The 11,314-nt window shown below is 63.6% G+C and carries 8 protein-coding genes and 1 pseudogene; 4 read left to right on the forward strand and 5 right to left on the reverse strand.

Features of this window, described 5'->3' with window-relative positions; genetic code table 11:
- The first annotated feature begins 66 nt into the window (after positions 1-66).
- The 4 genes and pseudogenes from pelF to NTU39_RS12545 all read left to right on the forward strand — a co-directional run bounded on the left by pelF (position 67) and on the right by NTU39_RS12545 (position 5,334).
- Complete coding sequence (pelF, locus tag NTU39_RS12530) at positions 67-1,749, forward strand: GT4 family glycosyltransferase PelF (protein WP_257960082.1); 1,683 nt, start codon at positions 67-69, stop codon at positions 1,747-1,749.
- Positions 1,749-3,110: pseudogene (pelG, locus tag NTU39_RS12535) on the forward strand (exopolysaccharide Pel transporter PelG); the annotation flags it as partial. The gene pelF and the pseudogene pelG, both read left to right, overlap by 1 nt.
- Positions 3,111-3,264: 154 nt before the next feature.
- Complete coding sequence (gene galE / locus NTU39_RS12540) at positions 3,265-4,287, forward strand: UDP-glucose 4-epimerase GalE (RefSeq protein WP_257959932.1); 1,023 nt, start codon at positions 3,265-3,267, stop codon at positions 4,285-4,287.
- A 276-nt stretch (positions 4,288-4,563) separates the two neighbouring features.
- Positions 4,564-5,334, forward strand: coding sequence for a ferredoxin--NADP reductase (locus tag NTU39_RS12545; protein ID WP_150662463.1), 771 nt, complete (start codon positions 4,564-4,566; stop codon positions 5,332-5,334).
- Between the two features lie 128 nt (positions 5,335-5,462).
- On the opposite strand, the gene NTU39_RS12550 is transcribed toward NTU39_RS12545, so the two are convergent.
- The 5 genes from NTU39_RS12550 to NTU39_RS12570 all read right to left on the reverse strand — a co-directional run bounded on the left by NTU39_RS12550 (position 5,463) and on the right by NTU39_RS12570 (position 11,268).
- Entirely contained in the window at positions 5,463-7,706 is a 2,244-nt protein-coding gene (locus NTU39_RS12550; protein WP_257959933.1) for a TonB-dependent siderophore receptor, read from the reverse strand.
- A gap of 60 nt (positions 7,707-7,766) precedes the next feature.
- On the reverse strand, positions 7,767-9,347 hold the full coding sequence (locus NTU39_RS12555; protein WP_257959934.1) for a PepSY-associated TM helix domain-containing protein: 1,581 nt from the start codon (positions 9,345-9,347) through the stop codon (positions 7,767-7,769).
- A 10-nt stretch (positions 9,348-9,357) separates the two neighbouring features.
- The gene (locus NTU39_RS12560) at positions 9,358-9,612 is read right to left on the reverse strand and encodes a hypothetical protein (RefSeq protein ID WP_150573939.1); all 255 of its coding nucleotides are present in this window, start codon (positions 9,610-9,612) and stop codon (positions 9,358-9,360) included.
- On the reverse strand, positions 9,602-9,880 hold the full coding sequence (locus NTU39_RS12565; RefSeq protein ID WP_150662466.1) for a hypothetical protein: 279 nt from the start codon (positions 9,878-9,880) through the stop codon (positions 9,602-9,604). Before NTU39_RS12565 ends, NTU39_RS12560 begins: the two co-directional genes overlap by 11 nt.
- Positions 9,881-10,215: 335 nt before the next feature.
- Positions 10,216-11,268, reverse strand: coding sequence for a fatty acid desaturase (locus NTU39_RS12570; protein ID WP_257959935.1), 1,053 nt, complete (start codon positions 11,266-11,268; stop codon positions 10,216-10,218).
- Between the last annotated feature and the right edge of the window lie 46 nt (positions 11,269-11,314).

The following is an 11,314-nucleotide window of genomic DNA, read 5'->3' on the forward strand; positions in this document are numbered from 1 at the left end:
TCCACGTTCCACGCGACGCCCAAACCGTCGTCCCGCACAGGGGCTGACATCGCAACGACGCCCGCGATGGCAGATGTGGCGCTCTTGCTCGAAGGCACCTTTCCCTACGTGCGTGGTGGCGTATCGTCCTGGGTCGACCAACTGATCCGGGCGTTTCCCGACCTGACGTTCTCCGTCGTGTTCATCGGCAGCCGCCGTGAGGATTACGGTGCGCCGGTCTACCCGTTGCCCGCGAACGTCACGCATTTCGAGGCGCATTACCTTTACGAGACCGACGTCTCGTCCGCAACGCCGACAGACGTCGAGGACGCGCGCGCCGCATCCCGGAGAAGTGCGGGCGACGCCGACGTTTTTGCCCGCATCGCCCGGATGCACGATCTGTTTCGTCAGCGGTACGAGAGCCGGTCGGGTGGGGCGGCTGACGCGGGTAATGCGGGTAATGCGGGTAACGCGGGTAACGCGGGTAACGCAGAGGGGGCGGACGTTGCGGGGTACATGAAAGTCGATGGCCTGCGTAGCATGCTCGAGCACCTGCTGCCGCTGCTGCGCGACGGGCAGCCGCTGTCGCCCTCGGCGTTCCTGCACAGCGAACGGTCCTGGGAATTCATCACCGAACGCTACGAAAGGTTTTGCCATGACCCGTCGTTCACGGACTACTTCTGGACGATTCGCGCGATGCATCGTCCGATCTGGCAACTTGCGCGCATCGCCAACGCTTTGCCGCCTGCTCGCATGTATCACACGGTGTCGACGGGCTACGCGGGGTTGCTCGGCGCAATGCTGCGCATGGCGAACGGGCGGGCACTGCTGGTGACCGAACACGGCAGCTACACGAAGGAGCGCAAGCTCGATCTGCTGCAAAGCGAGTGGTTGCGGGACAACCGGGGGCCCTTCGAGCGCGACATCTCGCGTGTGGGCTACTTCCAGAATCTCTGGATGCGGTTCTTCGAAGCCATCGGGCGGATCTGCTACGACACGGCGAACGAGATCGTGTCGCTCTACGAGGGCAACCGGCTGCGGCAGATCGGCGATGGCGCGCCTGCGCACAAGACGCGCTGCATCGCCAACGGGGTCGACATCGCGCGCTTTGCGGCGCTTCGGGAGAAACGCCGCAAAGGTGGAGGGGGCGTGGCGGACGACGACATCCCGCCCGTCGTTGCGCTGATCGGGCGCGTCGTACCGGTCAAGGACATCAAGACCTTCCTGCGCGCGCTCTTCATCGCATACCGGGCGCGGCCCGACGTGCAGGGGTGGATCGTCGGACCGGACACCGAAGACCGGGCCTACGCGCAAGAATGCCGCGACCTCGCGGCGAGTCTGGGGATGGAGTATCAGGTGAGGTTCATGGGCTATCGCGCCGTCGAGTCGGTGTTGCCGCAGATCGGCGTGCTGGCGCTGTCCTCGGTGTCCGAGGCGTTACCGCTGGTGATGCTCGAAGCGGCGGCCGCCGGGGTGCCGGTAGTGGCAACGGACGTCGGTGCATGTCGTCAACTGATCGAAGGCGGCGATCCGGAAGACCGCGCGCTCGGGCGGTCGGGGCGTATTGTGCCGATGGCCGACCCCGAAGCGCTGGCCGCCGCAATCGTCGACGTGATGGAGCCGTCGGCATGGCAGGCCGCAAGCGTTGCCGGTATCGCGCGCGTCGAGCGGCACTATCGCCTCGACACCGTTCGCGATGCCTATCGCACGCTGTACCGGAGATGGATGGACGAAGATGGTACGCCGGGCACCCCGGGAGGCGAGCGCTGATGGCCGGGATCGGGTTCGAACTTCGGCGTCTGCTGCGCAGCGATACGCTGTCGGGCACGTTTGCGGCCTATAGCTACGCCGGGATCATCAGTGCGGGGCCGCTGGTGTTGTCGATGGTCGGTGTGGTGCTTGTCGGGCTGATGAGTCTTGCGCAAGTGCATCCGCAGGTCGTTCTCACGCAGTTTCAGGTATCGGTGACGTACCTGATAGCGTCGAGCGTGATCGTGACCGGGCTGATCCAGCTCGCGTTCACGCGTTACCTGAGCGACCGGCTTTTCGCCGGAGAGCCGCAGGCAGTGATGCCGTCCTTCAACGCCGTGTCGCTGGTCACGACAGTTGTGCTCGGTAGCGTTGGCCTTTTGCTGTCGCAAACGCTCTTCGTCGACCAGCCGCTGACCTATCGCTGGCTGATGTGGATCGGCTTCGTGTTGCTGGGCAACCTCTGGATCGTGGTCCTGTTTCTGACGAGCGTGAAGCAGTACCGGGCGATTCTCGGCGTGTTCTGCGCGGGCTACAGTCTGACCGTCGTCTGCGCCGTGCTGCTGGGACGGTTCGGTCTGACGGGCCTGCTGGGCGGCTTCGTCATCGGTCATACGGCGCTGCTGCTCGGGTTCACGGTCATCGTCGCGCGCAACTATCGTACGTCCACGTGGCTTTCCTGGGCGGTGTTCGTGCCGCGCAATCTGCGGCTCTCGCTCGTGGGGGTCGGCGTTTGCTTCGGGCTGGGCGTGTGGATCGACAAGCTGATGTTCTGGGCGTGGCCTGCGACCGGCATGACGGTGATCGGCCCGCTACGGGCCGCGCCCCTCTACGATCTGCCGGTCTTCCTGTCCTATCTTTGCGTGATCCCGGGAATGGCGGTGTTCCTGCTGCGCATCGAAACCGACTTCGCTGAGGCGTACACGGCCTTTTTCGACGCGGTGCGGCACGGCGGCACACTGCGCCAGATTTCGGCGTCGCGGGCGCTGATGGTACGTGCTGTGCGTACCGGCTTGTACGAAATTCTGAAGGTGCAGGCCGTCGTGACATTGCTCGTCTTCGCGTTCGGTGAAGATATGCTGCGGCTCGTCGGTGTGCCTGGCGGGTGGCAGACGCTGCTGCGTATCGACGTCGTCTCAGCCGGTATGCAGGTTCTCCTGCTCGGCGTGCTCAACGTGCTCTTCTACCTCGACCGGCGTCGCGACGTGCTCATCCTGACGGCCCTGCTGGTGTGTTTGAACGCCTTGTTCACCGGGGTCAGTCTGGTCTGCGGGCCCGCGCTGTACGGCTACGGTTTTGCGCTTGCACTGGTGTGCGTGCTGGCGCTCGGCGCGCATCGGCTGACGCGCCGACTCGCGGCGCTCGAATACGATACTTACATGGGGCCGAACGTCTGGGCGTCTATGGGGCCCGGCGCATCGCCCATCAGTGGCATGGCGCGGACGGCTGGAGTAAGATGCCGGGTCTCGCGATTGCAATCGTCGTGCACATTTGTGCGAATCGGCCACGCCACACGGGCGTTGCCAAGGCATCTTCATGAACCATCTGGGCACCATTCTCGTTACCGGCGGCGCCGGTTACATCGGCTCGCATACGTGTGTCGAGCTTCTGACGGCGGGCTACGACGTCGTCATTCTCGATAACCTGTGCAACAGCCACCGCGACGCCGTGGCGCGCATCGAACGCATTGCCGGGCGTGCGCCCGTGCTCGTCGAGGGCGATGCCTGCTCGGCGGGGGTCATGGAAGACGTATTCACCCGTCACCGCATCGACGGCGTGATTCACTTCGCAGCACTCAAGTCCATCGGCGAGTCGCTTCAGAAGCCTTTCCTGTACTACAAGAACAACCTCGGCAGCCTGCTGACGCTCATCGAGACGATGGACCGTCACGACGTGCGACATCTGGTGTTCAGCTCGTCGGCGGCGGTGTACGGCAATCAGGTGTCCGTCCCGGTCGAGGAGACGGCGGCACTGTCCACGGCCAATCCGTACGGCCATACCAAGCTGATGGCCGAACAGATGCTGACCGACACGGCCAATTCGGATCCGCGCTGGCGTATCGGCGTGTTGCGGTACTTCAACCCGGTGGGCGCGCACGAAAGCGGGCTGATCGGCGAAGATCCGGGCGGCACGCCCAATAATCTGATGCCGTTCGTGGCGCAGGTCGCCGTTGGCAAGCAGCCGGTCCTCAAGGTCTACGGGGGCGATTGGCCCACGCCGGACGGCACCGGTATCCGCGATTACATCCACGTCGTGGATCTGGCGCGCGGCCATCTGGCGGCGCTGGCCGGGCTGAGCAAGCTCGACGCCGGGTTCACCGTCAATCTTGGCACGGGGGAAGGGCGCAGCGTGCTGGAAGTCGTGCACGCCTTCGAGGCCGCCAGCGGCCGTGAGGTGCCGTTCCAGATCGTCGAGCGCCGCTCGGGCGATATCGGCGTGTCCTACGCCAATCCGGCGCGGGCGCAGGCACTGCTGGGCTGGCGCACCGAGTACGATCTTGCGCGCATGTGCGCCGACCACTGGCGCTGGCAACATCTAAACCCGAACGGCTATCGCTGATCGGGCAGCCCCGTGCGATATGCCTCTCAGGCATATGGATATGTCTTAAATGACGTTGGGGACAAATGAAAGCAATTCCCAATTGGGGTAAAATAGTCGGGTTTTCCCGTCCATAACCGATAGTGCGTACACCTGATGCGCCTGGAGTTCGGGCATCAGGGCCGTCAAGGATGGCCTGCGAAAGCGTGATTCCGGCAAGTCTGGCTGTGTGGGGCAATCACCCGTGCAGCCGTGCCGAAGCGCTGTGCCGCCGCCTCCGTTAAACGTCAAGTCAATATGAGCATTCAGAATCAACAGACCGTGCTGGAAGTCCACCACTGGACCGACACGTTGTTCAGCTTCAAGACCACTCGCGACGCTTCGTTCCGTTACGTCAATGGCCAGTTCACGATGATCGGCCTGGAAGTGGATGGCAAGCCGCTGCTGCGCGCCTATAGCATGGCGAGCGCCAATTACGAGGAAGAGCTGGAGTTCCTGAGCATCAAGGTGCAGGACGGTCCGCTCACCTCGCGCCTGCAAAACATCAAGCCGGGCGACAAGGTGATCGTTGGCCGCAAGCCGACGGGCACGCTCATCGACGACAACCTCCTGCCGGGCAAGAACCTGTATCTGCTCTCGACGGGCACGGGCCTCGCGCCGTTCATGAGCATCATCCGTGACCCGGAAGTCTACGATCGCTACGAGCACATCATTCTGGTGCACGGCTGCCGCTTCACCAGCGAGCTGGCCTACCGCGATCTGATTACCCAGCATCTGCCGGAGCACGAGTATCTGGGCGAGTATATCCGCGACAAGCTGATCTACTACCCGACGGTGACGCGTGAAGAGTTCGAAAACCAGGGCCGTATTACGGAGCTGGTCGAGTCGGGCAAGATCTTCTCGGACATCGGTCTGCCGGAGTTTTCGCCCGAAAACGACCGCGTCATGCTGTGCGGCAGCCCGGCCATGCTCAAGGACACCCGCGAGCTGCTCGAAAAGCGCGGTTTCGTGGAAGGTCACAACCACGCGCCGGGGCATTATCTGGTCGAGCGCGCCTTCGTCGGTTAATCGACGATTGCAGCAGGCAATCGGGATGGGCTGGGCGTAGCGTTAGCCATCGCCAGTCATCCCGTCGCCCAAAGAAGGGCCGCTCATTGAGCGGCCTTTTTTCATTCCACGAACCTCTTCGCCATGGATCAGAAGTCCATCGTGGCGCTGGCGAGGAACGTGCGGGTCGAGCCGGGCAGCACGAACCCGTTGTACGTGGTCGTCCAGTAATGCTTGTCCGTCAGGTTGTTGATGGCGGCACGCAACACCACGGACTTACCGGCCACACGCGTGGCGTACTTGGTTGACACGTCGATTGTCGTGAATGCCGGAATCGACAACGTGTTGGCGGCGTCGACTTCCTGCTGTCCGGTCACCTTCACGCCCGCCGCCACGGTCAGGCCGCGCACGATCGGCGTGTCGTACTCGACACGACCGGTCACGACATAGCGGGGTGCCGCAAAGATGCGCTTACCTGCGACGTTCGGATCGTCGACGTTCACGGCCTTCGTGTTGAGCAGCAGCACGCCGCCCATCACACGCCAGTCACGCGCCAGACGCACCCAGCCGCTGGCGTCGAGCCCCTGGAAGCGCTGCGTGCCGTCCTGCACGAAAAAGTTCGACGCGTTCGTGTACGCGTAGCCGCGCTCGACACGGAACAGCGCCAGATTCGCGCCCCATGACTGCTTGTCCGCCTTCCAGCCCACTTCGTATTGCTTGCTCTTGAGCGGCCCGTAGGTCGTCGGATAGTTGTTGTCGGTGATGGAGGCCGAGCCGCCCGGTTCCAGCGATTCGACGTAGCTCGCGTAAGCGGTCGAATCGTTGTCCGTCTTGTACATCAACGCCAGCGTCGGCGTGACGGGCTTGGCTTTGTACGACGTGCCGGTTTGCCCATAGATGTCGTACAGGTCGTCGTTGAACTGCGTGTAGCGCAGGCCGACCAGTGCCGAAATGCGCGACGTGATGTCGACGGTGTCGCTCGCGAAAATCGCGCGTTGCGAGATCTTTTCGCTGCGATACGGCTGGTAATCCATGCCGATGTCCTGATTCGGCAGCAGCGACGGGTTGTAGATGTTGCTCGTGCCGAGCGAAATGCCGTTACCGCCCAGACCGTTGTCGTTGAGCTTCACCTGCGTTTGGTAAGACACACCGAACACCACGTTGTGCTTGAACGGACCGGTCGCAAACTTGCCTTCGACCATGGCGTCCCACGCCTGGTAGTAGTACGCCGTCTTCCACTTGTACTGCGTGTCGCTGTAGTCACCGGCCGAGTTCATCACGTAGAGGAAACTGTCGCCGTTCAGACGATTCTGACGGGCGAAGCGATACTTGAAGTTCGCCTTCCACTGATCGTTGATGCGGTAGTCGAGGGCAGTGCCTGCCGTCAGCGCATCGGTTTCGTAGTACGTGAACGGTTGGGCGAGATTGCGTGCGACCTTGTTGGCGTCGGGGACTGCGGTCGCGCCGCCGAAGCTCATGCCGAACAGCGTGCCTGTCGTCTGACGCTTCCAGTAGGCGATGTCGGCCGACCACGTCAGATCGGGGGTGATGCGGAAGTCGGTCGCGAACGAGATCGTCTTGCGACGCACGTGATTGTTCGGCTCGGCGGTGTTGCCTTCCTCGTTGACGAGGTTCAGGCGATAGCCGAAGCGGTTGTCGGGGCCGAAGCGTCCGCCCAGATCGAGCTTCTGGCTCCACACGTTGTTGGCTTCGTAGCCGACCGAGAACTGACGCAGCGGCTCGTCCGTGGGGCGCTTCAACACGTAGTTGACGATGCCGCCCGGCGCACCGAACCCGTACATGAAGCCGGACAGCCCCTTAAGCAGCTCGACCTGTTCGAACGGTTCGAGCGGAATGTCGGCCTGCCACGAGACGAAGTTCTGACCGTCGATCTTGGTGCCGTCGAGCATGTCGACGCGCATACCGCGCACCGCAAAGTACGAGTTTTCGTTGCGCTTGTTTTCCGAGAGCGTGGTGACGGCCGGGTCCCACTTGAAGGCATCCGTCGCCGTCTGCGCCATTTGATTCTTGATCTGCTCGCTGTTCACGCCGACGACCGAGAACGGCGTGTTCACGGCACGTCGCGTGCCGAGTGCGCCGCTCGTTACCCGCTCGACCTTGACGTCTTCATCGCGATTGCTCGACACGGTCGTCGTGGGCAACGCCGCCGTGTCTTTCGCGGCGGGTTGCCCGTCCGACGCTTGCGAAGCCTGCGGCGCTTGTTGCGCGTAAGCCGTGCCGGATACGAAGGTCAACGATGCGGCGCAGATCGCGAACACGCCCGCGATGGCGCGTGTGATGCGCGAGGGGGTGGGAACGTGGTGAGGCGTCAGGTCGTGCGCGGCGCGAGGACGAGCGAATCCGCGCCCTGCGAGCGGGCGGTGTTGCAACATCGGTACATCTCCCTGTAGTTGACGCGCGGTGTGCCAGCGCGTCCGTCGTGAATCGATCTTTTATTTGTGGGGCGTTTGCGGCATGACTTGTGCCGTGGTTTGGGCTGTCGCAGTCGGGCGTGCCCAGACGCTGTTCGGATCGCCGAGTCGTGCACGACGCCAAGTCGCACGCGCGAACAACGCGAAGATTGCGGCACCGGCGAGGGCGATAAGATCGACGCCCGCGAGCACCCAGTCGCCATTGGCGAGCGTCCGCACGAGATTGTCGGGCGTGAACATCGCATCGACGGCGGGAATTGCGAGGCAGGCGAGCGCAGTCGCCACGAGCAATCCGGTCGCGGCCACCGCAGGCGGGCTCAGCGCGGCGAAGAGCATCGATAGCACGATCGTGACGACAAAGATCGACAGCGACGTGGCATTCGGCGCGACCACGGCAGCGACAAACGCCACAGCGATGCCGAGGCACGTGCCAAGGAATACACCAGCCGTTGCCTTCGCCATCCATCGCAGGTTGGCGGGCTGAATGGCCGCATTGCGCTTGCGGCGCGATTCGAGCCAGAGCAGATTGCCGCTATACACCAGCAAGGCACCCATCAGGCCGAGGATGAAATACACCCAGCGCATGACGTCGCCCGCGAAATTTCCGAAGTGCGCGCCATAGATCATGCTGAGTACGGCATGATTCGTGTCGCGCACGCCGGGGCTGTGCTGGCCGACGATCTCGCCGTCGTTCAGACGGACCGCCACTGCACCGAAGACGCCCAGCGAGTCGTTCGCCTCGCCATAGACTTCGGCCACGGCGTCCGGCTTGCCGTAGCGCGACCATGCAACGGCCGTTGTCTCCAGATCGGGGGCTGCGTGTTCGGCGCGCGCCAGCACTGCCTGAAGGTCGAGCGGCTTGCCGTCGACCGGTGCGATTTTGGCAGGCACGGCGCCCGTCATCTGCAAGAACTGCGGGGCGAGCTTGTTCTCGAACGTCAGCACGTTGAACGCCATCATCAGCGGCAGGCTCAGGCACAGCAGCGCACCCGTCAACGCAAAGACGATATGAAACGGCAAGCTCAGTACGCCGATGGCGTTGTGCGCGTCTTGCCAGAAGCGCTTCAGATTGCGTCCCGGGCGCAGCGCGAAGATGTCGCGCGTCACGCGCGGCAGGTGCACGATCACGCCGGAAATCAGCGCCATGCCGTAGAACAGCGACACCACGCCCATCAGATACAAGCCGTAGGTCGGGATCGAGAGCGAGTAATGCAGCGAATTGACCGTGTTCGACAGACCGGGGCGCGCATCGCCCGTGATGAGCGACGATGCGGTGCCGTCCGCATTCAGACGCAGTCGCGCCTGCATCCATTCGCCGTCGGGCTGTTGCCAGTAAGCGAAAGGCATGGGCGAATGGCTGGGCAGCACCACACCCATTTGCTCGCGGGCGGCAGGGTACTGCGCGCGAACCATCTCGGCGAGTTGCTCCGTCTGCGCGAGCGAGAGCGGTGCGTGACGCGTCGCCGGTTGCTCCCAGCGTTCGATTTCGTGATGAAAGACGGTCAGCGCGCCGCCGAGCATGGCGACGAACAACGCGAAACCGGCCACGATGCCGGCCCACGTATGGACACTCAGATATTGACGAAGGGTTTGGGCGCGCATCGAGCGATCCTTACCAGACAGTGCGCGCCAACAGCAGCGCAGCCCACGCGACGACAGTGGTCGCGCCAATGCCGATCCATGCGCGCGCCGCCGTGCGGCTCGCATAGACGACGGCGAACAGGCCCAGCCATACAAGCGGGAAGAGGGCGATGACGGGGATCGCGGCGGTTTGCCAGCCAGCCGGTGTCATATAGGCGATGGCACCGCACAAGGCGATGGCCGCGAAGAAGCCGAGCACAAGGCCCGCGAAGGTTCTACTCCACATGAGCGTCTCCGCGCAGCCAGTGCCAGCCGCCCGCCGCATACGGCCAGAACAGCAGGCCAAAGCACAGCGACATGAACGCGGACGCGATACCGGCCGACGGGCCAGCGGCCATCCACCAACACACGAGGCTCGCGATCGCTGCGACCAGGGCTATCGCGCGCGCGGGCTGTGCCGCCAGACGTTGCGCGCGCAATCGCTGGTGTTCCGAAGTGAGGTAGCAGGCAGCGCCTGTCAACCATGCCAGTGCAATGGCCAATGCAATCAACATGCTCGCGAGTGACTGATAAGTGAGCGCAAAAAGCGGGAATGCAAACGTCAAGCCGAGCGTCTTGCGTCTGCTATCACGCTGCGCCAACGGAAACGAAAACGCCGCCCTGAGGCGACGTGGCTGGCAGCGCAAATCCACAGACGGTGTCGGTCGCTCGTTACGATCAAGCATTCAGTGGAATGATGATGTAAACGTTAACGAAAACGATTCGCATTTATATCATGATTCGGACAAATCCTGAAAGAATCGGTCCGAAATCCACAGTAGACGGTGTGTCTTGCGTGGCGCGCAGACAACGACGCACGGGGCGTCGTTGTCGTTGAGGTGCGAAGGCGCTAGTGCGCGGCCGGGACGTTGGCCGTCAGGCTGCTGGCTGGCAACGGTCCGCGGAACTGGCGAAGGATGGCCCGCCAGTAAGGAATGACGGGGCCGGATGAAGGTTGCGCGGCGTTGATTTCCGGCAGCAGGTGCCAGGGCGCAGTGGGGTACTGATGGTGAACGCGGTGCAGATGGTGATTGAGCACGAGAAGACGCCCCCAAGCGGGCGACCGGAAGTTGCGCGAGCGTGCGGGTTCGTCCATCGCCACGCCGTAATGCGGCAGGTTATCGGCGATGGATAGCCAGATGCCGCGCGCGACGAACGTCACCGCGAACACGGGCCACCAGCGACCGTACGTCCACACCGCAGCACCGAGTGCGAGGAGCATCAGGAGGAAATCGCGCTGAATACGGCGGCGTCGCACCGGATCGGACGCGAACATCACCACACGACGACGCACATCGTCGTCCTGCGGATCGGCACCCAGTGCACTTACGGCCAGCGCGGGCAGGCGCTTGACCGGCAGCCAGGCGATGAGCGGTGCGAGCAGTTCCGTGAACCACATGCCGCCGAGCAGGCGCGACTGATAGCCGAGCCAGCGTTTGGCACGCGCAGCGAACGAGGCATCGGCGGGCAGGTTGGAGATGTCGGGGCGGTCGTAGGGCTGGCGCGTGAATCGGTGATGCATCAGATGCCCGAATCGCATGATCTCGAAGGGCAGTCCGAGCAAAAGGGAGAGCGAGCGGCCGGTGCGTTCGTTGGCGCGCGGCTTGAGGCGCAACTGGCCGTGGATGGACTCGTGGATCAGCCCCCAGTGCATCGGCGTGAGCAGTAGCACGGGCAGCAGCGTCAGCAACGCCATCTCACCCCAATGGCGCAGCGCCCATCCCAGCCCCAGCCACTGCCAAAGTCCGGCGAGCGTCGTCAGGCCGATCAGTGCAGGGTTCCAGCGCGACGGTCTGGCGTGACGCCATAGCGCGGGCGAGGGCGTCGCGACGCTCTCGACGGTGGCGCTGACACAGGGCGTAGCGGCGTCGATCTCGACCGGGCGCGCAACGACGTTCTCCATGAAGTCTCCGGGGCATGGCGGACATGACGTGGCCTGACGTCGCCGA

The organism is Pandoraea commovens, assembly GCF_024704525.1.
GTDB classification, from domain to species: domain Bacteria; phylum Pseudomonadota; class Gammaproteobacteria; order Burkholderiales; family Burkholderiaceae; genus Pandoraea; species Pandoraea commovens.